General features: G+C 54.3%; 22 protein-coding genes and 1 tRNA gene. 4 read left to right on the top strand and 19 right to left on the bottom strand.

Features of this window, described 5'->3' with window-relative positions; translation table 11 throughout:
• Positions 1-322: 322 nt before the first annotated feature.
• The gene (locus tag OK409_RS17505) at positions 323-703 is read right to left on the bottom strand and encodes a winged helix-turn-helix transcriptional regulator (RefSeq protein ID WP_010248931.1); all 381 of its coding nucleotides are present in this window, start codon (positions 701-703) and stop codon (positions 323-325) included.
• A 98-nt stretch (positions 704-801) separates the two neighbouring features.
• On the opposite strand from OK409_RS17505, the gene OK409_RS17500 reads away from it, so the two are divergent.
• Together OK409_RS17500 and treF are read left to right on the top strand one after the other, a co-directional pair.
• Positions 802-1,659: an SDR family oxidoreductase gene (locus OK409_RS17500; RefSeq protein WP_264367280.1), complete on the top strand. Its 858-nt coding sequence runs from the start codon at positions 802-804 to the stop codon at positions 1,657-1,659.
• Positions 1,660-2,015: 356 nt separating this feature from the next.
• Complete coding sequence (gene treF, locus OK409_RS17495) at positions 2,016-3,674, top strand: alpha,alpha-trehalase TreF (RefSeq protein ID WP_064703198.1); 1,659 nt, start codon at positions 2,016-2,018, stop codon at positions 3,672-3,674.
• 80 nt (positions 3,675-3,754) lie between these two features.
• Here the strand turns inward: treF and OK409_RS17490 are convergent, their stop codons facing one another.
• From OK409_RS17490 to OK409_RS17470, 5 genes are all read right to left on the bottom strand, one after another.
• The gene (locus tag OK409_RS17490) at positions 3,755-4,261 is read right to left on the bottom strand and encodes a ferritin-like domain-containing protein (protein ID WP_031594042.1); all 507 of its coding nucleotides are present in this window, start codon (positions 4,259-4,261) and stop codon (positions 3,755-3,757) included.
• Positions 4,262-4,271: 10 nt separating this feature from the next.
• On the bottom strand, positions 4,272-4,754 hold the full coding sequence (locus OK409_RS17485) for a ferritin-like domain-containing protein (RefSeq protein WP_033758778.1): 483 nt from the start codon (positions 4,752-4,754) through the stop codon (positions 4,272-4,274).
• 503 nt (positions 4,755-5,257) lie between these two features.
• On the bottom strand, positions 5,258-5,422 hold the full coding sequence (locus OK409_RS17480) for a general stress protein (RefSeq protein ID WP_004571242.1): 165 nt from the start codon (positions 5,420-5,422) through the stop codon (positions 5,258-5,260).
• 746 nt (positions 5,423-6,168) lie between these two features.
• Complete coding sequence (locus OK409_RS17475; protein ID WP_083070066.1) at positions 6,169-7,134, bottom strand: sensor domain-containing diguanylate cyclase; 966 nt, start codon at positions 7,132-7,134, stop codon at positions 6,169-6,171.
• A gap of 303 nt (positions 7,135-7,437) precedes the next feature.
• Positions 7,438-7,513 (bottom strand) — tRNA-Phe (locus OK409_RS17470).
• A gap of 223 nt (positions 7,514-7,736) precedes the next feature.
• On the opposite strand from OK409_RS17470, the gene OK409_RS17465 reads away from it, so the two are divergent.
• On the top strand, positions 7,737-9,056 hold the full coding sequence (locus OK409_RS17465; protein WP_010248946.1) for a methyl-accepting chemotaxis protein: 1,320 nt from the start codon (positions 7,737-7,739) through the stop codon (positions 9,054-9,056).
• A 26-nt stretch (positions 9,057-9,082) separates the two neighbouring features.
• On the opposite strand, the gene mrdA is transcribed toward OK409_RS17465, so the two are convergent.
• From mrdA to OK409_RS17400, 13 genes are all read right to left on the bottom strand, one after another.
• Entirely contained in the window at positions 9,083-10,954 is a 1,872-nt protein-coding gene (gene mrdA, locus OK409_RS17460) for a penicillin-binding protein 2 (RefSeq protein WP_264367279.1), read from the bottom strand.
• A gap of 219 nt (positions 10,955-11,173) precedes the next feature.
• A complete protein-coding gene (gene deoD / locus OK409_RS17455) occupies positions 11,174-11,887 on the bottom strand; it encodes a purine-nucleoside phosphorylase (protein WP_010248951.1) in 714 nt (237 codons plus the stop codon).
• Positions 11,888-11,913: 26 nt separating this feature from the next.
• Entirely contained in the window at positions 11,914-13,137 is a 1,224-nt protein-coding gene (gene deoB / locus OK409_RS17450; protein ID WP_010671093.1) for a phosphopentomutase, read from the bottom strand.
• 95 nt (positions 13,138-13,232) lie between these two features.
• Positions 13,233-14,561 (bottom strand): thymidine phosphorylase, encoded by a 1,329-nt coding sequence (deoA, locus tag OK409_RS17445; protein ID WP_061703093.1) that lies wholly within the window; start codon positions 14,559-14,561, stop codon positions 13,233-13,235.
• Positions 14,562-14,623: 62 nt separating this feature from the next.
• The gene (gene deoC / locus OK409_RS17440) at positions 14,624-15,403 is read right to left on the bottom strand and encodes a deoxyribose-phosphate aldolase (RefSeq protein ID WP_010248957.1); all 780 of its coding nucleotides are present in this window, start codon (positions 15,401-15,403) and stop codon (positions 14,624-14,626) included.
• Positions 15,404-15,651: 248 nt separating this feature from the next.
• Entirely contained in the window at positions 15,652-16,449 is a 798-nt protein-coding gene (locus OK409_RS17435) for a TatD family hydrolase (protein WP_010671095.1), read from the bottom strand.
• On the bottom strand, positions 16,446-17,498 hold the full coding sequence (locus OK409_RS17430) for a patatin family protein (RefSeq protein WP_033769872.1): 1,053 nt from the start codon (positions 17,496-17,498) through the stop codon (positions 16,446-16,448). The genes OK409_RS17435 and OK409_RS17430 overlap by 4 nt, the downstream gene beginning before the upstream one ends.
• 220 nt (positions 17,499-17,718) lie before the next feature.
• Complete coding sequence (locus OK409_RS17425) at positions 17,719-17,880, bottom strand: DUF1328 domain-containing protein (protein ID WP_003848537.1); 162 nt, start codon at positions 17,878-17,880, stop codon at positions 17,719-17,721.
• 112 nt (positions 17,881-17,992) lie between these two features.
• On the bottom strand, positions 17,993-18,607 hold the full coding sequence (osmY, locus tag OK409_RS17420; RefSeq protein ID WP_264367278.1) for a molecular chaperone OsmY: 615 nt from the start codon (positions 18,605-18,607) through the stop codon (positions 17,993-17,995).
• Positions 18,608-18,865: 258 nt separating this feature from the next.
• Positions 18,866-20,452: a peptide chain release factor 3 gene (gene prfC, locus OK409_RS17415; protein WP_010671098.1), complete on the bottom strand. Its 1,587-nt coding sequence runs from the start codon at positions 20,450-20,452 to the stop codon at positions 18,866-18,868.
• 293 nt (positions 20,453-20,745) lie between these two features.
• A complete protein-coding gene (locus tag OK409_RS17410; protein WP_179257220.1) occupies positions 20,746-21,849 on the bottom strand; it encodes a M20 peptidase aminoacylase family protein in 1,104 nt (367 codons plus the stop codon).
• 4 nt (positions 21,850-21,853) lie between these two features.
• Positions 21,854-22,327 carry a YjiG family protein gene (locus tag OK409_RS17405; protein ID WP_010248980.1) on the bottom strand — a complete coding sequence of 158 codons (474 nt, stop codon included), beginning with the start codon at positions 22,325-22,327 and terminating at the stop codon, positions 21,854-21,856.
• Complete coding sequence (locus OK409_RS17400) at positions 22,317-22,985, bottom strand: nucleoside recognition domain-containing protein (protein WP_033758794.1); 669 nt, start codon at positions 22,983-22,985, stop codon at positions 22,317-22,319. Before OK409_RS17400 ends, OK409_RS17405 begins: the two co-directional genes overlap by 11 nt.
• 489 nt (positions 22,986-23,474) lie before the next feature.
• On the opposite strand from OK409_RS17400, the gene ftnA reads away from it, so the two are divergent.
• Positions 23,475-23,981 carry a non-heme ferritin gene (ftnA, locus tag OK409_RS17395; protein WP_069025374.1) on the top strand — a complete coding sequence of 169 codons (507 nt, stop codon included), beginning with the start codon at positions 23,475-23,477 and terminating at the stop codon, positions 23,979-23,981.
• The last annotated feature ends 15 nt before the right edge of the window (positions 23,982-23,996 follow it).

The following is a 23,996-nucleotide window of genomic DNA, read 5'->3' as shown; positions in this document are numbered from 1 at the left end:
TGCTTTTGCCTGGCTAATGCAGCTATAACTTCTGACAGAAAAAACGCAGAACGGCGCTTTTAAGCGCCATCAGAGATGTTAATAAAATGAGTCAAAAAGAAGGTATGAATTAACAGCGCGCTGCGGGTAGTCGATTATTCCGGGCCAGAGATTCATAAAACGATTTAATAACCAGCAACCGTGCGAAAAGAGCGCCGGGATTATTTGCGCTGCCGTTACGTTATCGCGCTTTCAGGAAGTGAGATGACAGACAAATGGGGTCAGAAATTTTGCAGCGAGTATACCCATGCCGTCACGTTATGACGGCTGATACAGGGTGATTTTACTCTGCCGCAGATTTTTCGCGCTGTGCCAGAATCCGGCTCAGGTTCAGCTCCAGCCAGTCAGCCAGCCCCACAACCTGTTCACCGACTTCGCGTCCAAGCGGGGTTAAGCGATATTCCACGTGCGGTGGCACCACATCGTAGGCGATACGCTGCACGAAGCCATCTTCTTCCAGGTAGCGCAGATTCTGCGCCAGCATCCGCTCGCTGACGCCACCGACCGTCCGGCGCAACGCGCTGAAGCGCAGCGTCTGGTCCTGCAGGGCCAGCAGAATTAATACGCTCCAGCGGCTGGTTACGCGTTTCAGCACGTCGCGTGACGGGCAGTTGACGTTGAGCAATTCGCCGCGGATAAATTTTTCACTCATTTTTTCAGACATTTAACTTATCCACCTCAAACTAACAATTCTGTAAGTACTTACTAAAAATTAGTTTATACACTAGTCTGAATTTCACCAACAGCCACAGGAGTATTAACATGATTGCAGTTACAGGTGCCACCGGCCAGCTGGGCCGTTTCGTGATTGATGCATTACTGAAAAAAGTCCCGGCGGGAGAAATTGTTGCCGCCGTCCGTACGCCTGCCAAAGCGGCCGATCTCGCAGCGCTGGGCGTCATTGTCCGCCAGGCCGATTATGGCCAGCCAGAGACGCTGGAGGCCGCTTTTGCAGGCGTGGATAAGCTGCTACTGATCTCCGGTAGTGAAGTGGGCCAGCGTGAAGCGCAGCATAAAGCCGTCATCGAGGCTGCTCGGGCGGCGGGCGTGGGCTTTATCGCCTATACCAGCCTGTTGCATGCAGATACCTCGCCGCTGGGCCTGGGCGTTGAACACCGTGCAACAGAAGCGCTGCTGAAAGCCTCTGGCATCCCGTTCGCCCTGCTGCGTAACGGCTGGTACAGCGAGAACTACGCAGCCAGCATCCCACCGGCGCTGGCGCATCATGCGTTTATTGGCGCAGCGGGTGAAGGTCGTATCGCCTCGGCAGCGCGTCAGGATTATGCTGAAGCGGCGGCAGAAGTGATGACCCGTGAGGATCAGGCGGGCAAAGTGTATGAACTGGCAGGTGATGACAGCTACACGCTGGCGCAGTTTGCTGCGGAGATTGCCGCACAGAGCGGTGAAAAGGTTGATTACGTCAATCTCTCTCAGAGTGAGTTTGCGGCGGCGCTGAAAAATGCAGGCCTGCCAGAAGGTCTGGCGGAAATGCTGGCGGATTCTGATGCCGGTGCAGAGAAAAGCGGTTTGTTCGATGACTCCCGTCAGCTGAGCCAGCTCATCGGTCGCCCCACCACCACCTGGCAGGCAGTCATTCGCGCGGCGCTGACGAACCGTTAATTCTGTCTCTCATGAGCGGGCAAGCTGGTCCGCTCACCTCACCTTCCTGCCCGAATTCCCGTTGGGTATGCCACTTTCTGCACTCTTTGCGGCTGCGGTTTCTTTTACAAAATGTGAATAAATGCCAGTTTTCTTCAGGTTAAATTTTTTTATTCAGGTCGCTAAGAGATTCATCTGAAATGCGTTTTTTGTGAACAGCGCTATATTTGGTTGAATTGTCTGGAATTTATCCAAAAACCTCGATTAATCGACAATATTTATTACGTTCATAGATATTCTGCATTGTTGTTCCGCAGGATGAGAGGTCTATAATTTGTCCTTTGTGCAACCACGACACGACCGCTCAGGAGGCCGTTATTAATACCCATCGCCAGCAACAAAATGCACTTAAAGAGGTTCGTGCCGGGGCGGAAGTTGAGTATCAATACGATCCCCATGAACTGAAGCTGGATCGCATGCAGGATTCTGAACCGGAGCCGGAGCTGATTGAAGGCTTGCCGGCGCCGGATGCGTTGACCCCTGCCGATCGTTATCTGGAACTGTTTGAACATGTTCAGATGTCGCGGATTTTCGAGGACAGCAAAACCTTCCCCGACTGTTCGCCCAAGTACGATCCGCTGGATGTGCTGATGCGCTATCGTCGACAGAAACGCAGCAGTGATTTTGACCTGTCGCGTTTTGTCGCCGATCACTTTTATCTGCCTGGCGTAAACGAAAGCTTTTATGTCTCCAACCCGGATAAAACGCTCAATGAGCATATCGACGACCTGTGGCCGGTTCTGACCAAAATGCCGCAGCAGCATATGCCGCACTCATCGCTGCTGCCATTACCCAAACCCTATGTGGTGCCGGGCGGACGTTTTGGCGAAACCTACTACTGGGACTCTTACTTCACCATGCTCGGCCTGGCAGAATCGGGCCGCGACGATCTGCTGCGTCACATGGCGGATAACTTTGCCTGGCTGATCGATAACTACGGTCATGTGCCAAACGGCAACCGTACCTATTATCTCAGCCGCTCGCAGCCGCCGGTGTTTGCCCTGATGGTTGAGCTGTTCGAAGAAGATGGCGTGCGCGGTGCTAAGCGCTATCAGGAACAGCTGATGAAGGAGTATCAGTTCTGGATGGACGGTGCCGGTTCACTGATGCCGAACCAGGCTTATCGTCACGTAGTGCGGATGCCAAACGGCTCACTGCTGAACCGCTACTGGGATGACCGCGATACGCCGCGCGATGAGTCGTGGATCGAAGATGTGGAAACCGCCCGCGAATCGAAACGTCCGGCCAGCGAAGTGTATCGTGACCTGCGTGCCGGAGCGGAATCGGGCTGGGATTACTCCTCGCGCTGGCTGCGTAACCCGAAACGGCTGTCGAGCATCCGTACCACGCAGTTTATTCCTATCGATCTGAACTCGTTCCTGTACAAGCTGGAGCTGATGATCGCCACCCTGTCGCACGCGAAAGGCGAAGAGCTGACCGCGCTGGCCTGGCAGAAAAAAGCGGAAGCGCGCAAACGTGCGATTACCCGTTATCTCTGGGACAGCACCGCCGGTGTGTTCCGTGACTACGACTGGCGTCGGGAGCGTTTCGGTGCCTTTACCGTCGCCTCCGTGGTGCCGCTGTTTGTCGGTCTGGCGACGCCGCATCAGGCGCACCTGCAATCGATCTCGCTACGCCATCTGCTATTGAGCAACGGCGGCCTGCTGACCTCAATGGTGGAAAGCGGTGAGCAGTGGGATCGACCCAACGGCTGGGCACCGATGCAGTGGATGGCGGTTGTTGGCCTTAATAATTACGGTGAAGAGACGCTGGCGACTGAAGTGGCAGTGAACTGGCTCAACACGGTCAATAACTTCTATCAGTTGCACCATAAGCTGGTAGAGAAGTATGACATCAGCGGCGAGCGCGCTCGTCCTGGTGGCGGTGGTGAGTATCCGTTACAGGATGGATTCGGCTGGACTAACGGCGTCACACGTAAGCTGATGACGATGTATGGGCATTTAATGGCTGACTGAGTATCGCAGCCTGTAAACCTTTAAAACGCAAAAAGCCGGGTTATCCCGGCTTTTTCATGTTTCATGCAGGCTATTCAGCGCTACTTCTTCGCTTCAGTGCCTGGTTGTGACGCACGTTGCAGGAACTGCTGTGTCACTTCAGGCAGGTGCTGCAGCAGCCACTCCGCCATCGCCACTTCCTGATCGCGGATCTCACTCAGTATGCGTACGCCCTGCGCATCACCGACCTGCTCAGCCGCGGCGATCAGGCTGGTGTAGCTGGCGATCTCGGCATTTTCGAATACATAGCCACTGATAGCGCCCTTCACCACTTCATCTGAGTTAAACATGCCGCCCACGGCCTGACCGGTGGCTGCCATTTTGCCCATCGCATCTTTCATTACAGAGTGATCGATACCGTGGCTGTCGAGCAGCTGTTCCAGCAGAGTCAGCTGATGTTTAGTTTCATCGAGATGTTGCGCCAGACGCTGTTCCAGCGCCGGATAGTGTTCAAGACGACCTGACATCTTGCTCAGCATGCTTTCTGCTTGTTTTTCCATCGCATGCGCATCGCGCAGCCAGTCGTGATAATGTTCAATCGCAGTCATGTATTACTCCTTAAGAGACGGTAATAGACTCGGCTACCGAGGTGAGCTTCTCATCCGTTTGCTTCTCTTCATTCAGGGTTTCTTCCAGCAGCTGTGCGGCTTTGGTGTAACCCAGCTTCAGCGCCAGCGCATGCAGGGTACCGTAGGTGGCAATCTCATAATGCTCAACTTTCTGCGCCGCACCGATCAGTCCCTGATCGCGAATCTCGCCCTTCTCGACCGAGTCGATAATTTCCTGCGCTTCTTCAACCAGACCTTCCAGCGCATGACATTTCATTCGTTTGATTTTGACTTCAGGTGTTACTTCCACCAGTTCGTCGAGTCGTTCAATCTGAGCACGGGTCTCTTCCAGATGCTGATTAAACGCAGCGATAAGATTTTCGTCACTGGCTGCACGCGCCATTTTAGGCAATGCACGGGTTATCTGCTTCTCAGCGCTGTATACATCGGATAAGTCATGGATGAACAGATCGTTTAACGTTTTCACTGTCATAAGATAGCCTCATTGATTAAAAAGCTGCGTCTGTAATAACGCAGCGCCAGTCATATCGTTGACACCTGAAAAGTCTAGTGGAGATTCTTAATATCGCACGCTGCATCAGTATGAATTTAAGACAAAAGTGGCATGTAAAATGCATTTTCCTTTTTACAGCAAAGATTTAGCTGAATAATGTTTTTATCGTTGCCGCTTCGTTAGCTGCGCTGGATTTTGTACAAAGTAATAAATCGTTGTATACATTTTTTAAGATTAACTGCATAAAAAAGTACCAGTCAAAAACTTACCTGTACAAAGTTGTATTTAACCGTATAGCTTTAATCGATCGGAAATAAAAAACCGGAAGGGTAAACCCTTCCGGTTCAATTAACAGCTCCCGCCATTGCCAATGATGGAGCAATGACATAATTCAGGGTGTAATTATCTTCACGAGGAACTAAACAGATTCAAAATGCCCGGCTAACAGAGTAACCCTGCCGTCACAGCAGTGTTAAAGACGTTCAGCTCCGGCGGCTAACCTTACCTCCCTTGCGCCCCGCTTCAATGGCACGTTCAGGATCGTTCTTGAAGTTACCGCCGCTTTTCTGGCCTCCTTTGCGTCCTGCTTCAGCAGCACGCTCTTTGTCGGCCGCAAAATTCCCGGCCCCACCGCGATATTGAGTCATATGCGTCCTCTTTGAATTTTAAAAATTGGAATTTGCACAGTTAACGCTTCATCAGGCCGATTCAGCAACATAAATGTAGACAGAAAATCGGACCGATCAAGTGAGATAAATAAAAAACCCGTCACAGTTCTGGCTTAATGATCGTACTACCTTCAACCGAAATGATAACGGATTCCAACCATCGCTCTTTTCAATTCATAAAAGAGCCGCGGCATGAAAAATCTTTATAACGAAAATCGCCGCGCCCTATTAATCGATCTTTTTCAAAAAAAGTCCAATTGAAAAAAATATAAGCGAAGCGGTAAATAGATAGATTAATCAACATCAGGTAGTGAAGATGATCAACAAACGATCAATTTCCCCAAGCGAAGCGCTAAATAGAAATTTAAAACCCTGCTTTTACGTCAAAAATAAGCGAAGCGTGACGCATTGATGGCACCAGTTAAAAATAGCCGGAATCGATCAATAAACGATCAATTCTGCTGATTTAATGAAAATTTTTATTAAAAAGAGAGGTCAGATTTAGCGATGAAATTTGAATCTAAGCGAAGCGGATGAATTTCTGCTTCCTGAGGGCAAAAAACGGGTTTTCGGAATAGTACTAAAAAGCATTTTCTGCGGGGATACGCATAAATTTTGCATGCCTGCGAAAAGGGGAACTCAACGTTATGAATGAGATGGCGCAAAGCCATGAGGGGGAGATTGTGCGTTAATGGTAGGCAAAACATATGCCCTGTTCAGCAGAGTCAGAGGGAGTCGGGAAAAGTGGAATCAAAAGCGACACCGCGCTTGCCATTTTTCTTGATGCGGTACATCGCTTCATCAGCACGCTGCAGTGCAGTATCAAAGTCATCTTTATCCTGCGCCTGAGACACACCGACAGACGCCCCAATGAGGGCATGCCCGTTTGCCATATCAAAAGGTGTCATTACCGCGTCAAGACAGGCGTGCGCCAGTGTCTTTACCCGCGGATGGTTCAGCGCCCAGGGTATTAACAATACAAACTCGTCGCCGCCCAGTCGGCCAATGATCACTTCTGCCGGAGAGAGTTCCGTAAACCGCTGACTTAACTGGATGAGGACTTCATCTCCGCTGCGGTGCCCCAGGGTGTCGTTGACGTGTTTGAAGTTATCCAGGTCAATAAAGACCACGCAGAGCGGTCCCTGAGCTTTCATTTCACAGAAATAATTCTGCAGAGCATGACGATTGTTGAGCAGCGTAAGGGGATCGTGCAGCGCCAGCAGGGCGAGCTGCTCCTCATATTGCTTCTCTTTGGTCATATCGATGTGAGTGCCGATCACTTTAACCGGCTCTCCGTGCGCATTCCATTCGCTGACCCGGCCCCGATCCAGCACCCACGTAATGCTGCCATTTTTGGCGATCATGCGGTGCAGAGCCTCGTAATAAGGCGCTTTCCCGGCGATGTGGTCGTTGAATGCCTGTAGAACGTCGGCGGCATCATCGGGATGCAGGCTCTCTTTCCAGGATTCAAAGTTGGCGTCGGTCTCTTTCGGCTGGAAGCCCAGCATCGCCCCCCAGCGCCGGTTGAAGATCACCAGTTTGCCGCTGGGAATATCCAGCTGCCACAGGAACAGCCCGGTACCATCCAGCGCCGCATTGAGTTTTGTGCGGGCGTCATGCGCTATACGCTTCAGACGCGCATTGTGCTTTTTGAGGTTCTGTATCTGCAGACGCAGCGCTTCTTCTGACATAACCGTGTGAGAGGAGGAAAAAGGGGTATTGTGCCTGTCAGGCTGATTCTGTAAAGGGTGGCTTATAAAACACGATTAGCCGCGGTCAATTGCAGGCTGGACAGGATATCAGGCGGTGCCAGTCTGGCAATGCAGCACAGAGGCAAACCTGGCAATTGGTTTCGCCATGAAATCTGTTTGTGTTGCTACAGGGTTGAGAAGTGGAATGGGCGCGGGAGAGGCGAAATTCGGAATGTTCGGGGAGATGGCGAATCGGGTGGCCTTAAAAAAGCAAAAACCCGCCAGAGGCGGGTTCTTTAAAGATGGTGCCCGAACCCGGAATCGAACCAGGGACACGGGGATTTTCAATCCCCTGCTCTACCGACTGAGCTATTCGGGCAACGGGGCGCATTAAACCAAAGCGGCCCGGCAGCGTCAAACGCTTTTCACCAAAATCAAATCGACTGACCGCTTTTCCATCAACCCAAAGAGTGGGTCTGACCTGCCGCCATAAACCTCTCTGTTGGCCGGATATATTTTAGTCAGAAAGCAGGCAGAGTCTGCATTGTGACGCGAAATTGCCGATATAGCATGCGAGACCAACACTAATAATAAGGATCGCCATGTTTTCCACCATTACATCAGGTATCGCTTCCCGTCACAGCTGGCAGAAGCGTTCACACTCAGCGGCAACGCTGAGCTCTCTCAACGGCTCCATCGCCATGATTGAATTCTCCCCCGATGGCACCATTCTCAGCGCGAATGCGCTGTTTCTGGCGCGCATGGGCTACACGCTGGCGGAGATCGAAGACCAGCACCACAGCCTGTTTTGTACCGCAGAGCAGCTTGAGTCGCGGGACTATCAGGATTTCTGGCTGCGACTGAACCGGGGCGAAAGCTTCAGCGATAAGTTCCTGCGCGTGGCGAAAAACGGCCGACCGGTATGGCTCGAAGCCAACTATGTGCCGGTGCAGAACCGCCATGGCCGGGTGATTAAAATCGTCAAACTGGCAACCGACATCACCGATCATATCAACGATGCGCAGGAGCAGCGCGCCATCACCACCGCCATAGAACGGTCGATGGCGGTGATCGCTTTTAACCTCAAAGGTGAAGTGCTGAAAGCCAATGATAACTTCCTGAAAACCATGGGCTACCGTCGTGAGGAGGTAGAAGGTGTGCACCACCGTCGCTTCTGCTCGCAGGCGCTGCGCGACAGCCGCGAATATAGCGAGTTCTGGCAGCAGCTGAACCGCGGCGAATTTGTCTCAGGCCAGTTTCCCCGGGTCAATAAACGGGGTGAGACTATCTGGCTGCGCGCCACCTATAATCCGGTGTTTGACGAACAGGGCAGGCTCTACAAAATCGTGAAATTCGCCACTGATGTGACCGCGCAGGTGGAAAAGAATCAGCAGGAACATGATGCGGCACAGCGGGCTTATCACACCGCGCTGCAAACGGATGAAAGCACAAAGCTGGGTGCCGATGTTATCGCCAGCAGCGTGCAGACCATGAACGCCCTGGCGGGTGAACTGCAGGGGATCTCCGGTGATATTACCGGACTGAGTGAATCCTCAGAGCGTATCGGCGCGATTGTGGAGGGCATCCGCCGGATAGCCGATCAGACTAACCTGCTGGCGTTGAATGCCGCTATCGAAGCGGCACGGGCCGGAACCCATGGCCGCAGCTTTGCGGTAGTGGCTAATGAAGTCCGCACGCTGGCAGCAAACATCAACCGCGCCACCACCGATATCGAAAATCGGATACAGCAAAACCATCAGCTGGCGAGCCGGGCACTGAAAGGGATTGAATCCAACCTGAAGCGCGCCGATCAGGGCGTACAGCTGGCCCAGGAGGCGGGCGGCGTGATTGCGGAAATCCGTGAAGGCGCAACGGATGTAGTACGCGCCATCGGCCAGGTGACCAAAACGCTTAAAGTCTGACGCTCTGCGGGGGCAATCGCCCCCTTTTAAGGTGTTGCCTGAGACGGCGCTTCTGGCACCGGCGGGATAAAGATATGATCCAGAATCGCCCGCATTACGGGTGCCGCAGTAATTCCTTCGTTGCCACCATTCTCCAGTATCAACGCCACCGCCACTTTGGGGTCATTAAAGGGCGCAAAGGCGGTGTAGAAGATATGGTCACGTAGCCGTACCGGTATCATCTTCGCGTTATAGGTCTGGTTCTGGCGCAGGCTGAACACCTGCGACGTCCCGCTCTTCGCGGCGATGCCATAGGGTGCCGTGTGGAAATATTTATAACCGGTGCCGTTGGGTGCGTTAGCCATGCCAAACATCGCGTGGCGTACCAGCGACCAGTAAGGTGAATGAGGATCGCCAATCTGCGCTTCATGCTGCTGCGGATGATAGTTCTCCACCAGCGTGCCGCGCTGGGTTTTCTCCAGCAGATGGGGGGCAATGACCCGACCGTTATTAATCAGCGCCACCATCGCTTTCACCATCTGAATGGGTGTCGCAATCCAGTAACCCTGTCCGATACCGACTGAAACCGTATCACCCTGATACCAGGCCTTTTTATGCACCTTCTGCTTCCACTCACGGCTCGGCAGTAAGCCGCTGTACTCCTCATTCAGGTCAATGCCGGTCGATTTGCCATAGCCAAACTGGCTGAGCATGGTGTGAATGCGATCGATGCCCATCATAAACGCCACCTGGTAGAAGAAGGTATCGGCGGACTCTTCGATTGCCCGCGTCACATCCAGCATGCCGTGCCCGGTTTTTTTCCAGTCGCGATAGCGCCGGTCCGTGCCTGGCAGCGTCCAGGTAGGTGCGCCAAAGAATTGCGACTGCGGCGTAATCACATGAGTCAGCAGCGCCGACATCGCCATGTAAGGCTTCACCGTGGAGGCGGGCGGATAGAGTCCCTGCGTGACGCGGTTAATCAGCGGCAGATCTTTGTCCTGTAGCAGCTTTTTGTAGGCCTGATAGCTGATGCCTTTTACAAACGGATTGGGGTCGTAACTGGGGCTGGAGACCATCGCCAGCACGGAGCCGTCGTGCGGATCTTCAATCAGCAGCGCCGCACGCTGCCCCGCCAGCAGGCTTTCCACATACTGTTGCAGGTGCAGATCCAGCGTCAGCGTCAGGTTTTTACCCGCGACCGGCGGCACCTCTTTCAGCACCCGCACAATGCGGCCATGATTATCCACTTCCACTTCCTGATAACCCGGCTTGCCGTGCAGCAGCGCTTCGTAATAACCCTCAATCCCCTGCTTACCAATGTTATGGTCAGCCGCATAGTTTTCGGCGATGCCTTCCGCATTCAGCCGTTTATAGTCGTTATCGTTGATTTTCGACACATAGCCGATCACATGCGCCAGATCCGCGCCATAGGGATATTCACGATCCTGGTAGGTCTCAATGCTGGCGCCGGTGAAGTGAAACTGATTGACCGCAAAGCGGGCGACCTGCTCTTCAGTCAGCTCCTCTTTCAGCACCACCGGCTTGTAACGGCTGGTCTGCTTCAGCGCATGGCGGAAGGTGTCGATTTCGTCCGGCGTCAGATTAACGATCGGCGTCAGTGCCCGCAGCGTGGCGTCCATGTCGCTGATTTTGTAAGGCGTCAGCGTAATGGCGTACCAGCTGACGTTTCGCACCAGCGGAATGCCATTGCGGTCATAAATCAGCCCACGCGTCGGCGCAATGGGGATCATTTTGATGTCGTTCTGGTTAGAGCGCGTCTGGTAATAGCCATGGTCGCGCACCTGTAAGCGAAAAAGGTTTACGCCAAGAATGGTGAAACAGAGACAGACCAGAGCAAAGGCTATTGCAGCGCGGCGGGCAAACAGCTTCTCTTCAGCTTCGAAGTTACGAAAGTTCATCAGGGGGCATTATCAGGCGATTAATTATTATCTGTTATTGCGCACCATGATAAAGCGCGATCGCGGGCGTGCCAGCGCGAAGATGCACAAGCCTGACCAAAAGTGTGTCATTTGATGTGAATGTTACCGGGACGGCGAGGCGGGAAAATGCAGATCCCCCGGTTAAGGGGGATCTGCGCAAGGGGATCGGGCAGCAGGCGTCAATGCCTGCCACGCTGATTAATCACCCAGCAGAACAGACTCCAGCGCAATCTTGATCATGTCGTTGAAGGTGGTCTGACGCTCAGCAGCGGTGGTCTGCTCGTGCGTACGGATGTGGTCTGATACGGTGCAGATGGTCAGCGCTTTAGCACCGAACTCTGCGGCCACACCGTAGATACCTGCAGCTTCCATCTCAACGCCGAGGATGCCATATTTTTCCATCACGTCGAACATCTGCGGATCCGGGGTGTAGAAGAGATCGGCAGAGAAGATGTTACCTACGCGCGCTTCAACACCCAGGTTTTTCGCCGCATCAACCGCGTTACGCACCATGTCGAAGTCAGCAATCGCAGCAAAATCGTGATCTTTGAAACGCATACGGTTCACTTTGGAATCGGTGCAGGCACCCATACCAATCACGATGTCACGCAGTTTTACATCGGCACGCACGGCACCACAGGAGCCCACACGGATGATCTTTTTCACGCCAAAGTCGGTGATCAGCTCTTTGGTGTAGATGGAGCAGGAAGGAATACCCATTCCATGGCCCATTACAGAGACTTTGCGGCCTTTATAGGTGCCGGTGTAGCCCAGCATCCCGCGCACGTTGTTCACTTCTACCGGATTTTCCAGGAAGGTTTCAGCAATGTGCTTTGCACGCAGCGGATCGCCAGGCATCAGCACGACGTCTGCGAAATCGCCCATTTCAGCATTAATATGAGGGGTTGCCATTGTTTAATCCTTATTAAATTGCTGATTTACAGCATGTTCTTGCCATAGTCCATCTCGGACAGGCCAAAATAGTGTGCAATTGTCTGACCAATATCGGCGAAAGTTTCGCGGTAACCGAGTGAACCCGGCTCGACTTTCGGTCCGTAGATAAGAATCGGAATGTGCTCACGCGTGTGTTCAGTGCCTTCCCACGTCGGGTCACAGCCGTGGTCAGCGGTCAGGATCAGAATGTCATCTTCTCCGACTAACTCCATCAGCTCAGGCAGACGACGGTCAAACAGCTCCAGCCCGCCCGCATAACCGGCAACATCACGACGATGTCCCCAGGTTGAGTCGAAATCAACGAAGTTAGTGAAAACAATCGCCTGATCCGGCGCGGTTTTCATCTCCTGAATCGTCGCGTCAAACAGCGCATCCAGACCGGTCGCTTTGACCTTTTTGGTAATGCCCTGCTCAGCATAGATATCGGCGATTTTACCCACGGAGATCACGTGACCGCCCTTCTCATCCACCAGCTTTTTCAGCATGGTGGCGGATGGCGGCTCAACTGCCAGGTCGTGACGATTGCCGGTGCGCTCGAACTGACCCGCTTTGTCGCCCACAAACGGACGGGCGATAACCCGGCCGATGTTGTAGCCACCCTCGGTCAGCTCTTCACGGGCGATTTCGCACAGCGCATAGAGTCGATCCAGACCAAAGGTCTCTTCGTGACAGGCGATCTGGAACACCGAGTCCGCAGAGGTATAGAAAATCGGCTTGCCGGTTTTCATGTGCTCTTCGCCCAGCTGGTCGAGGATCACCGTACCTGAAGAGTGGCAGTTCCCGAGATAGCCCGGCAGATCTGCACGCTCAACCAGTTTGTCCAGCAACTCCTGTGGGAAGCTGTTCTCTTTGTCGCTGAAGTAGCCCCAGTCAAACAGCACCGGCACACCGGCGATCTCCCAGTGGCCTGACGGCGTATCTTTACCTGACGAAAGCTCGCTGGCGTAAGCGTACGCGCCGGTGATTTTCGCCTCAGGATCCAGACCTGCCGGGAAGCGGCCGGTCGACAGCTCTGCGGCTTTGCCCAGACCCAGCGCGGTAAGATTAGGCAGATGCAACGGGCCTTTACGTCCCTTGTCTGCTTCACCCCTGAAACAGGCTTCGGCGATGTGACCTAACGTATCCGAACCTGCGTCGCCGAATTTATCGGCATCTTTACTGGAGCCAATTCCAAAGGAATCGAGAACCATAATAAAAGCACGTTTCATGCAAGTCTCCTGCGCATTGGCGCGTGACAAGTCAAAAAAAAGCGATCAGATCAGTATACCCGAATGCATCGCAGCTGGCACCGGTTACCGGTCAGTTAGCTGATATCGCTCACACGGCGATAGACAACCGGCGTCTCAGCCGGGGCGGAATCACCGAGCACCAGCGCGGCTTTGACCGCCGCGGCGGCCTGCTGCCATTTGTCTTCGCTGCTGGCGTGAATGATCGCCAGTGGACGCTGCGCATCGGCACGTTCGCCCAGGGTGATCATGTCGCTTAAGCCGACGCTGTAATCAATGCTGTCGCTGGCACGCTGACGTCCGCCGCCCATTGCCACCACCGCCAGACCCAGCGCACGGGTATCCATGCTGCTGACGATGCCTGGCTGGTCGGCATACACCGGCTTGCTCAGCATCGCCTGCGGCAGATAAGCGTCGTAGCGTTCAACAAAATCGGCAGGTCCCTGCTGGGCAGCGACCATACGACCAAATATCTCGGCTGCTTTGCCGTTATCCAGCACCGTCATCAGCTTCTGACGCGCTTCGGTGTCGCTGGCGGCCAGTTTGCCGGAGACCAGCATTTCGCTGCAGAGCGCCAGCGTCACTTCCAGCAGGCGCGGATTCCGCTCTTCGCCCGTCAGGAAGCGAACCGCTTCACGCACTTCCAGCGCGTTACCGGCTGAGGAGGCGAGAACCTGGTTCATATCCGTCAGCAGTGCGGTGGTCTGGCAGCCTGCGCCATTAGCGACGCCAACAATTGACTGCGCCAGACTTTCTGACGCCTCATAGGTTGGCATAAACGCACCGGAACCCACTTTGACATCCATCACCAGTGCATCCAGCCCTTCTGCCAGCTTCTTCGCCAGAATCGAGGCGGTAATCAGCGGGATCGAATCGACGGTGGCGGTGATGTCACGCGTGGCGTAGAAACGCTTATCCGCCGGTGCCAGCGAGCTGGTCTGGCCGATAATCGCCACACCCACCTGCTTGATGATCTCGCGGAAGCGGTCATCGCTAGGGAAGATATCGAAGCCCGGGATCGCTTCCAGTTTATCCAGCGTGCCACCGGTATGGCCAAGGCCACGACCCGAGATCATCGGGACATATCCGCCGCAGGCCGCGACCATCGGCCCTAACATCAGCGACGTCACATCGCCGACGCCGCCGGTCGAGTGCTTATCCACCACCGGGCCATTGAGATTAAGTGATTTCCAGTTCAGTACCGTACCGGAATCACGCATCGCCATGGTCAGCGCGACCCGCTCAGGCAGCGTCATATCGTGGAAATAGATGGTCATCGCCAGCGCGGCAATCTGACCTTCCGAAACGGTGTTATCACGCACACCATTGATGAAGAAGCGAATCTCCTCTTCAGTCAGCGCATGGCCGTCACGTTTTTTGCGAATTATTTCTTGTGGCAGGAACAAGGTAACCCCCTGGTTCAGGGAAATCAGGATGGGGAACAGGCGGTCAGCGACCGCCTGAAGGATCAGTAACCCGCTTTGCTGGTGTCGCTGTCATGACCCAGGGTGTTGAGCAGGCTCGCCAGCAGGCTTGATGCACCAAAGCGGAAATGACGCGCATCGGCCCAGTCGGCACCCAGCGTCTCTTCCGCCATTTTCAGATAGATAGCGGCATCTTCAGCGGTGCGCACGCCACCAGCGGGCTTAAAGCCAACCTGCTGGCTGACGCCTTTATCGCGGATCACGTTCATCATGATCTGCGCCACTTCAGGCGTGGCGTTAACCGGCACTTTACCGGTAGAGGTTTTAATGAAATCGGCACCGGCATCAATGGCAATCTCAGAGGCCTGACGGATCAGCGCTTCCTGCTTCAGTTCACCGGTTTCGATGATCACTTTCAGCAGCACATCTGCTTCGGCACAGGCGGTTTTACAGGCTTTTACCAGATCGAAACCGACCTGACTGTTACCGGCGATCAGCGCACGATACGGGAACACCACATCCACTTCATCGGCACCGTAGGCGATAGCGGCGCGGGTTTCTGCCAGCGCAATATCAATGTCGTCATTGCCGTGCGGGAAGTTAGTCACCGTGGCGATGCGGATCTCCGGGGTACCCTGCTCGCGCAGCGTTTTACGGGCAATCGGAATAAAACGCGGATAGATACAGATTGCGGCGGTGTTGCCTGCCGGGGATTTGGCCTGATGACACAGGGCGATCACTTTTGCGTCGGTGTCGTCGTCATTCAGGGTGGTTAAATCCATCAGTTTCAGGGCGCGCAGGGCAAGGTCTTTGATATCGGTCATGAGGCTCTCCAAAGGATCGGGGTGCAACCCACCGGCTCGCCGGCGGAATGTTATAATAATAACACTCTGATGCGGCCTGATATGTGCCAGGAGTCACATAGGAATAAGAAATTAGTGCAACATTGCCACGTTTACTGTGACTAACATTACAGATAACAGGGCTTGGTGGTTATTATACGCCAGCGGGTGCAATGTTACTATTATCACATTTAAGCGCAATGGCTGCAGGTCGGGTGAGACGCGGGCGGTCAGTTGCGCAGCGCCGGGAAAGCGGGATCGAGCTGAAATAGCTGCTGACTGTTGTGCCACAGCGCATCAGCAATCTCCTCCGGTGACTCTTCACGCAGGCTGCAGAGCACCTCCCATACCTGACGCGCCCGCTCCGGACGATTAGGCTGGCCCTGAAAGCCCTGCAGCGGCATATCGGGTGCATCGGTTTCCAGCAGCAGCGAAGAGAGCGGCAGCTGCGCCACGGTCTGACGGGTTTTGCTGGCGCGTTCATAGGTAATGGTCCCGCCGATGCCAATCGCATAACCCAGCTTAATAAAGGCCTGAGCCTGCTGCAGGCTGCCCGCAAAACCATGCACCACGCCACGGCGCGGCAGATCGTAACGACGCAGAATCTGAGCCAGCTTGTCATGAGTGCGGCGCGAATGCAGGATCACCGGCAGCTGATACGCTTTCGCCAGCTTAAGCTGCGCCTCAAGAAAGCGTTGCTGCTTATCAAACTGCGGATCGTCGCGATAGAGATCCAGCCCGATCTCGCCGATCGCCACCAGCTTACGCGGCCGCTGTTGCAGTAAGGTTTCCAGCTGGTCGAGATGGGCCTCCTGATGATTTTCGATAACGATCGGATGCAGGCCCAGCGCGGCATAGAGCGCCGGTTGCGCCGCGGCTAACGCGCAGACCCGCTCAAAGCGGCTGGCATCGATCGCCGGAACGATAATCTTTTCCACGCCCGCTTCTGCAGCACGTGCCAGGCTGCCAGAGATATCCCCTTCAAACGGCGGAAAATCGAAGTGGCAGTGCGTATCAATAAACTTCATGCCAGCGATCCTTTGTCGTAATCAGCATCATTATCCGCCAGCGGCGGTGTGATGATGAGGCGGGTATCGGGTGCATTGGCTGCCGGAGCAGGCGGCGTTACGATACGCGCCGTGGTCATCGGTTCCGCATCACTCAGCCACTGGCCCAGCGTGGCGAGGAAATAGCGACCGCAACGCCGTCCCAGATGATAATCCTGATTCAGTGAAGCGATGCGGCTGCCCAGCGCACTGCTGGCCAGCGCATGCGGCGGAAAGATTTCGATAATGCGCAAATCATCGGGCGGATTCTCAATGAACTGCTGAATTTCCCGATAGCTCTGCTCATGCTTATTCAGCACGTTGATCATCGGCTGCAGTGCGCCGGTGCTGAGCCAGCGTTCCATCCGCTTAAACCATTTCGGGGTATAGAACATCTGCGACGGCACGGTGCGGATCACCACAATGGTATCAGCGCCACGGCGGGCGGCTTCACGCACCGGAATCGCATCGCTGATGCCGCCATCGAGATAGCTGATCCCTTCCAGACTGACCCCCAGCCGGTAAAACCCGGGAATGGCACTGGAGGCTTTGATCAGATCCAGCCAGTTATCGGCGGTCGGGTTGAAGTAGCCGGGCGTGTAGTCGTCACTGCGGCAGGCGCACATATAAAACTCGCGGCCGCTGGAGAACAGCTGTTCCGCGCTGCTCATCGCCAGCGGAAATTCACTGCGGGTAATATCTATCAGCCAGTCGAGGTCGATCAGATTGCCACCACGCACAAAGCGCAGCGGATCAAAGAAGAGTTTACTGGTGGTATAGCGGGTAATCACACGCCGGGCATAGCCGGGCTGACCACAGACAAAGGCAGAAAGATTTTGTGCACCGGCAGAGGTGCCGAGCATCAGTTGAAAGGGGTTGAATCGGGCACGCTGAAATTCATCTAATACGCCTGCGGTGAAAATGCCGCGTTGACCGCCGCCTTCACAAACCAGCGCAATCTTCTGAGATTTAAACGGAGTCAGGGCCAGAGGTTCAATGGCGCCGAGCGTGACAGGAATGCGTATACCCACTGTACGAACCTCAAAAAGGGGTTCCGGGTCTGCTGGAGGATCGATCCGTTAAAGACGGCAGCATTCCGGAGAACCAGTCATATGTTCCTTTAACCGGCAGGCCAGCTGGGCTGGCTTGCCTTGCAGCGATGTGAAGGTGTCCCTCTCTTCACGTCAGTCGCTACAGATGACTGGTCTCCGCTCTATGCTTTGCGTTGCATTACACTGCAGGACTCATCGGCTAAAGCTTTTTACGGCCGGTAAACAGGCTGATGAGGAACAGGATAATACCAACGACGAAGACAACTTTAGCTGCCCATGCTGCTGTGCCCGCTAAACCGCCAAAACCTAACGCTGCAGCGATCAGTGCGATCACCAGAAAAATAATGCCCCAACGAAACATAAGCCTCTCCTTACCCTATTTAAAAATCGAATATTTTAAAATCGATCTGCTTATTTCATCCCCGGATGGGTATCTTTTATTCGTACGGCCACAGAAGTGGCCGTACGCAAGCTTAAGATTTAACCGTCAGGTCATTCTTAACGCTTTTCACGCCTTCAATGGCTTTAGCAATGCTTTCTGCACGATCTGACTGTGCCTGATTAGCAACCTGCCCTGAAAGCTGAACAACGCCGTCTGTGGTCTCAACTTTTACGTTGCGCGACGGAACAATGTCATCCGCTAATAGCTTAGCTTTAATTTCGCTGGTCGTGGCGGTATCGCCCGCATAACCTTTCATTGATGATGCTTTGTTGTCTCTGACGTGTAGTTTGTCACTGACGGATTTAACACCTTCGATTTTCTGCACCACAGCCACAGCCTTCTCAGCCTGATCCTGTGAGGTGACGAAACCGCTTAAGGTCACGACGCCGCTATGCGTTTTTACCGAGATATCCGTGCTTTTAATTGCGTCATCATCTACCAGCGCCGCTTTGGCTTTGGCGGTGATGCCGCTGTCATCCATATAACCATCGACTTTTTTCATAGAACTATCGATTTTTGAACCCGCGCTGTCGGCTGTCTGTGACGCTTTCTGCGACATTGATTCGTCAGCCAGTGCGCTGCCGCTGATCAGTGCTGAGCCAATCATGGCGGCCATCAGGGTTTTAGCAATCTTAGTCTTGTTCATCGATATCTTCCTTCTATCAGTTAACTCACCCAAAAACTGTGGGCGCAACAGAGGCACAGGTGCCGCTGCGTTACAGGACGTAAGGACAAGAGAAGTCTCTTCCGCCGTCCGATAGAGTAATCATAGACGGCATTTTGCAATTTGCCTGGCTAACTGGTTGATCACACGTCAAAACAGAAGAAAAACGGGGTTTTTAGGAGGAGTCTGGAAGGAGGAAAACAGGGCCACTCCCAGCTGGAATGGCCCGGAAACAGGCGATTAGTGCTCGCGCGTTTTGCGGAAACGGACGTCGGGGTAACGTTCCTGCGTAATATTAAGATTAACCATGGTTGGCGCGATATAAGTCAAATTATTACCGCCATCGAGCGCCAGGTTAACTTCGTTTTTACGCTGGAAGTCCTCAAACTTTTTCGCATCGCTGCATTCAACCCAGCGCGCCGTAGAGACGTTGATCGCTTCGTAGATCGCTTCGACGTTATATTCGCTTTTCAGACGGGCGACCACCACATCGAACTGCAGCACCCCGACCGCGCCCACGATCAGATCGTTGTTATGCACCGGACGGAACACCTGTACCGCACCTTCTTCAGACAGCTGAACCAGCCCTTTAAGCAGCTGTTTCTGCTTCAGCGGATCGCGCAGACGAATACGGCGGAACAGCTCTGGCGCGAAGTTCGGAATACCGGTGAACTTCATGTTTTCACCCTGAGTAAAGGTGTCGCCAATCTGAATGGTGCCGTGGTTATGCAGGCCGATGATATCGCCAGGATACGCTTCTTCAACGTGCGAACGGTCGCCCGCCATAAAGGTCAGGGCGTCGGAGATCACCACATCTTTGCCGGTGCGCACCTGACGCAGCTTCATCCCTTTTTCATATTTACCGGACACCACACGCATAAAGGCCACGCGGTCGCGGTGTTTCGGGTCCATGTTGGCCTGGATCTTAAACACGAAACCGGTGAACTTCTCTTCTTTCGCTTCTACCGTGCGGGTGTCGGTGTCACGCGGCATCGGACGCGGTGCCCATGCCACCAGGCCATCCAGCATATGGTCAACGCCAAAGTTACCCAGCGCGGTGCCGAAGAAGACCGGCGACAGTTTGCCGCTCAGGAAGGCTTCCTGCTCAAACTCGTGCGATGCGCCCTGTACCAGCTCCAGCTCTTCACGCAGCTGTGCCGCCAGATCGTCACCGACTGCGGTGTCGAGGTCCGGGTTGTTCAGCCCCTTCACGATGCGGACATCCTGAATGGTATGGCCTTTACCGGTCTGGTAGAGATAGGTCTCATCTTTGTAGAGGTGATAAACCCCTTTGAACAGCTTGCCGCAGCCGATAGGCCAGGTGATCGGTGCGCAGGCAATTTTCAGCTCGCTTTCCACCTCATCCAGCACTTCCATCGGGTCGCGGATGTCACGGTCAAGTTTGTTCATGAAGGTCAGGATCGGCGTATCGCGCAGACGGGTAACTTCCATCAGCTTACGGGTACGATCCTCAACGCCTTTAGCGGCATCAATCACCATCAGACAGCAGTCAACCGCGGTCAGCGTACGGTAGGTATCTTCCGAGAAATCTTCGTGACCCGGGGTATCCAGCAGGTTCACCAGGCTATCGCGATAGGGGAACTGCATCACCGAGGTGGTAATGGAGATACCACGCTGTTTCTCCATCTCCATCCAGTCCGACTTAGCGTGCTGGTTAGAGCCACGGCCTTTTACCGTACCGGCGGTCTGGATAGCCTGTCCGAACAGCAACACTTTTTCGGTAATGGTGGTTTTACCGGCATCCGGGTGCGAAATGATCGCGAAGGTGCGGCGGCGTGCCACCTCTTCTAAAAAGGGATTAGACATGGAATTCTTCTCAATAGGCAGCGCAACTTACTGGCGCTGCTGATAAATCACGGTGGCCGGCAGAACCTTACCGGCGGGTAAACGGTGCCAAAAACGATCTTTCATCGTTGGCGGGTCAGCGCGAAGTTACATTGGCGTGAATTCCGGTTACCTGGTCAGCTTTAAGGCGGCATAGCATACAATATTTTGCGCGCGCGGCCTACAGGGAGAGGGGCAGGATTTCAGGGGCGGGGAATCGGGGAACGTTGGATGCCACAACAAAGCGGGACGGGTCTGCACCCGCCCCGCCTCCGTTATCCCAGCACCTTTCTGACGCAGGCTTTGAAGATCTGCACACCAATCTCCAGCGAGTCGAGATCAAAATGCATGTCGGGATGATGCAATCCTGGCGTCAGGTTGGTGCCCAGTCCCCAGAAGCCCGCTTTAACACCCGGACGCTTCACCGGATAGTAGAAAAAGTCCTCGCTGCCTGGCGTGGTCCGGGTTGACAGCGCGCCCTCTTCGCCCAGCACCTCGACGATCGCGGCGCGGATCACCGCCGTCGCCTCATCATCAATCTCGGCGGCGGGCATCTCTTTTAATACGCGGACCTCGGCGCTGGCACCCAGTGCCGCCACGCTGTGAGTAATGGCGCGCGTGACCTGCTCTTTCAGCAGCGTCATCGGCCCGTTCTCCTGCGAACGCAGATCCCAGACTACGCGGGCTTCATCCGGCACCGAGTTGGTGACACCGGCGTCGCACAGGAAGCGGGTCGCTTTGACGCTCCAGGTCAGGCCGGGCGAGAGGTGGATGGCGTTGACCGCCTGAACCGCCTGTACGGCAGCATCCAGCGCATTCACCCCCAGGTGCGGACGCGCCGCATGGGCGGGCTGGCCTTTGATGGTCGCTTCCAGCGTGCTGCAGGCTGAGTAGAGCACCGCAGGCACCGCCTGTCCGACCACACACTCCTCCAGCGGACGCAGATGGAACCCCAGAATCATCTCCACATCATCCAGTGCGCCACCTTCGATCATTGAGAGCGCACCGGCGCCCAGCTCCTCGGCGGGCTGGAACAGGATCTTCAGTCGGCCACGTTTCACCGCGCCCTCCTGCAGCAGAGTCGTCGCCGCCGTCAGCACGACCGAAGAGTGACCGTCGTGACCGCAGGTGTGGCGCGCACACGGCATGCCATCAATGATGTGCCCCAGCGCATCCATATCCGCGCGCAGTGCCAGCACCGGACCCGGCACACCGCTGTCGATCTCGGCCACAATGCCGGTGGTGTTATTGATATTGCGCGTCACCTTCAGGCCCGCTTTCTCCAGCTGATCGGCGATGTAGGCCGAGGTTTTCACCTCCTGAAAACCCAGCTCCGGAATTTCGTGCAAATAGTGGTAATGCTCTAATACCTCAGACACAGCGTTACTCCTGAATAAACAGACGCATAACAGACATTGCGATCAGCGCGTTGATGATGCTCACCAGCATCAGCAGCGGCCAGTATTTTTTTGGCACATCGGCCACGCCCAGCAGCCGTCCCATATATTGCAGCTGCGATCCCATCAGGAAAATCGCCGGGGCCAGAATCGTGATATCCGCCCCGGTCAGCAGCCCTTTGGTCAGCAGACTCACCGCTACGCCGGTACCCGCCGACGATGAGAGCCAGGCGGTGAGCAGCACCGTAATTGCCTCGCCCGGCAGGCCGAACAGCCCCATCACTGGCGCAAAAACGTGCCCGAGAAACTGCATGATGCCGAGCAGATTGAGCACTTCTGCCAGCACATAGGCCATCACCACATTTGGCATCAGGTTGTGAATGGCGATGTGAAAGCCTTTACGCGCGCCGGTCACAAACACATCAAAGGGATTACTGCTGGTCGTGATTTTATTTTCCATCGGCGAAATCCTTCTTATAAACACTGTTTAACACAGCGCGCGTTATCGCCGCACCGACAAATTTCAGCACGAACATTAATAACAGCGGAATAATAATCGGCAGCGTCATTGAGGCGAATAGCGCGGAGCCGATGGCGAAATAATTATTGATTAAGCCGGCACCGGAATATTGCCAGGCACTCATCACCACCACCTCTTTTTTACCGATCTGATTCTGGTCGGCCATCTCTTTGGTTAATGCCGCGCCCGCGTCGGTACTTTGCAGGTCGGTGATTAACGCCAGACCGCAATGGCCCGGCAGCCCCATCAGCGGCTTAAGCAGCGGCGTCAGCAACCGATGCGCCGCGCGAATCGCGCCGTAGTGGGTGAAGATTTCCAGCACGCCCAGCGCCAGCATCACCGTGGGCGTCAGCGACAGCGCAAACAGGAAACCCGCTTTGGCACTGAGTCCGCCTGCGCCAAGAAAGGTGTTGCTGGCGGGATCTTTCATGGTGCCAAAGCTGCCGCCCAGCGTGGTGAAGTCAAAGGCGCCCAGCCATGAAAGACCCTCGACGTTATAAAACAGCCCTGAGAAAAACAGGATGGCAAAAATTAACGCGACATAACTGCCTTTGGTCGCCGTCATTTTTACCGGACTAATAACACTTTCATCTGACATTATTTTCTCCTGATAACCTGGCTTGCCGCCTCTTCCCTGCCGTGGCAAGTTTCAATATATGGAACTGAGTTCTAAGCATGATTTATGCCAGAGCCGATTGGCGCGCGATGATTAATGGCCCTGCTGTCACCTCTGGGCGTTTAATCCACGCCATGCCTGTTATGGCTCTGCGAAATATCTTTTTCTGACGGCAACGTGATATTTCCGGCGCGTCATCAGATGACCGCTATTTCTCCAGCTTCAGCGGCGATTGCACCAGCAGGATAGCGACCGGGCGCACTATCAAGGTGCTGAAATCGTAATTTTGTTGCCCGATAAGGAGTGATGCAGAATGAGAATCTCTCGCATTCAATTTGTGAAATAATTCTATTTAAATCAATCAGATAAATTGGCTGTTTTTGCGGAAAAGCCTTCGCTTTACTAACATATTTGATGCATAATTCACCGACTATACCTGTTTATTTAACATCTTCTTAAAAGGACTCGGCCATGCTGACTGCTGAAATGACTGGGCGTTTAAACGACCAGCTGAACCTGGAATTTTTCTCTGCCAATCTTTATCTGCAAATGAGCGCCTGGTGCAGCGACAAAGGCTTTGAGGGTGCCGCTTCCTTCCTGAAGATGCATTCACGCGAAGAGATGCAGCATATGCAGCGTCTGTTTGATTACCTGAGCGATACCGGCGGCATGCCAGTGCTGGGTACCATCGCTGCGCCGCCAGTTTCTTTCACCTCGCTGAATGAAATTCTGCAGCAGGCGCTGGAGCATGAGCAGCTGATCACCAGCAAAATCAATGAACTGGCCCATGCTGCCATGACCACACAGGATTACTCTACCTTCAACTTCCTGCAGTGGTATGTCGCCGAGCAGCATGAAGAAGAGAAGCTGTTCAAAACCGTGCTGGATAAACTGGCGCTGGTCAGCAACAGCGGCAACGGTCTGTTCCTGGTCGATAAAGATCTGGGCCGGATGAGCACCGAGAACCACGCAGAATAATGTTTATCGGCCCCT

Origin of the sequence: Pantoea sp. RG18, from assembly GCF_025910075.1 — a bacterium.
Classification (GTDB): Bacteria; Pseudomonadota; Gammaproteobacteria; order Enterobacterales; family Enterobacteriaceae; genus Pantoea; species Pantoea agglomerans.
Note: the sequence above shows the minus strand (reverse complement) of the source record. Positions and strands in the feature narration are given on the sequence as shown.

What these genes read in the sequence shown, in the direction of transcription:
- OK409_RS17505 (WP_010248931.1), bottom strand. Translation starts at nt 703, where the DNA reads ATGTCTGAAAAAATGAGTGAAAAATTTATCCGCGGCGAATTGCTCAAC.
- OK409_RS17500 (WP_264367280.1), top strand. Translation starts at nt 802, where the DNA reads ATGATTGCAGTTACAGGTGCCACCGGCCAGCTGGGCCGTTTCGTGATT.
- OK409_RS17490 (WP_031594042.1), bottom strand. Translation starts at nt 4,261, where the DNA reads ATGACTGCGATTGAACATTATCACGACTGGCTGCGCGATGCGCATGCG.
- OK409_RS17485 (WP_033758778.1), bottom strand. Translation starts at nt 4,754, where the DNA reads ATGACAGTGAAAACGTTAAACGATCTGTTCATCCATGACTTATCCGAT.
- OK409_RS17480 (WP_004571242.1), bottom strand. Translation starts at nt 5,422, where the DNA reads ATGACTCAATATCGCGGTGGGGCCGGGAATTTTGCGGCCGACAAAGAG.
- OK409_RS17475 (WP_083070066.1), bottom strand. Translation starts at nt 7,134, where the DNA reads ATGTCAGAAGAAGCGCTGCGTCTGCAGATACAGAACCTCAAAAAGCAC.
- OK409_RS17465 (WP_010248946.1), top strand. Translation starts at nt 7,737, where the DNA reads ATGTTTTCCACCATTACATCAGGTATCGCTTCCCGTCACAGCTGGCAG.
- mrdA (WP_264367279.1), bottom strand. Translation starts at nt 10,954, where the DNA reads ATGAACTTTCGTAACTTCGAAGCTGAAGAGAAGCTGTTTGCCCGCCGC.
- deoD (WP_010248951.1), bottom strand. Translation starts at nt 11,887, where the DNA reads ATGGCAACCCCTCATATTAATGCTGAAATGGGCGATTTCGCAGACGTC.
- deoB (WP_010671093.1), bottom strand. Translation starts at nt 13,137, where the DNA reads ATGAAACGTGCTTTTATTATGGTTCTCGATTCCTTTGGAATTGGCTCC.
- deoC (WP_010248957.1), bottom strand. Translation starts at nt 15,403, where the DNA reads ATGACCGATATCAAAGACCTTGCCCTGCGCGCCCTGAAACTGATGGAT.
- OK409_RS17435 (WP_010671095.1), bottom strand. Translation starts at nt 16,449, where the DNA reads ATGAAGTTTATTGATACGCACTGCCACTTCGATTTTCCGCCGTTTGAA.
- OK409_RS17425 (WP_003848537.1), bottom strand. Translation starts at nt 17,880, where the DNA reads ATGTTTCGTTGGGGCATTATTTTTCTGGTGATCGCACTGATCGCTGCA.
- osmY (WP_264367278.1), bottom strand. Translation starts at nt 18,607, where the DNA reads ATGAACAAGACTAAGATTGCTAAAACCCTGATGGCCGCCATGATTGGC.
- prfC (WP_010671098.1), bottom strand. Translation starts at nt 20,452, where the DNA reads ATGTCTAATCCCTTTTTAGAAGAGGTGGCACGCCGCCGCACCTTCGCG.
- OK409_RS17405 (WP_010248980.1), bottom strand. Translation starts at nt 22,327, where the DNA reads ATGGAAAATAAAATCACGACCAGCAGTAATCCCTTTGATGTGTTTGTG.
- OK409_RS17400 (WP_033758794.1), bottom strand. Translation starts at nt 22,985, where the DNA reads ATGTCAGATGAAAGTGTTATTAGTCCGGTAAAAATGACGGCGACCAAA.
- ftnA (WP_069025374.1), top strand. Translation starts at nt 23,475, where the DNA reads ATGCTGACTGCTGAAATGACTGGGCGTTTAAACGACCAGCTGAACCTG.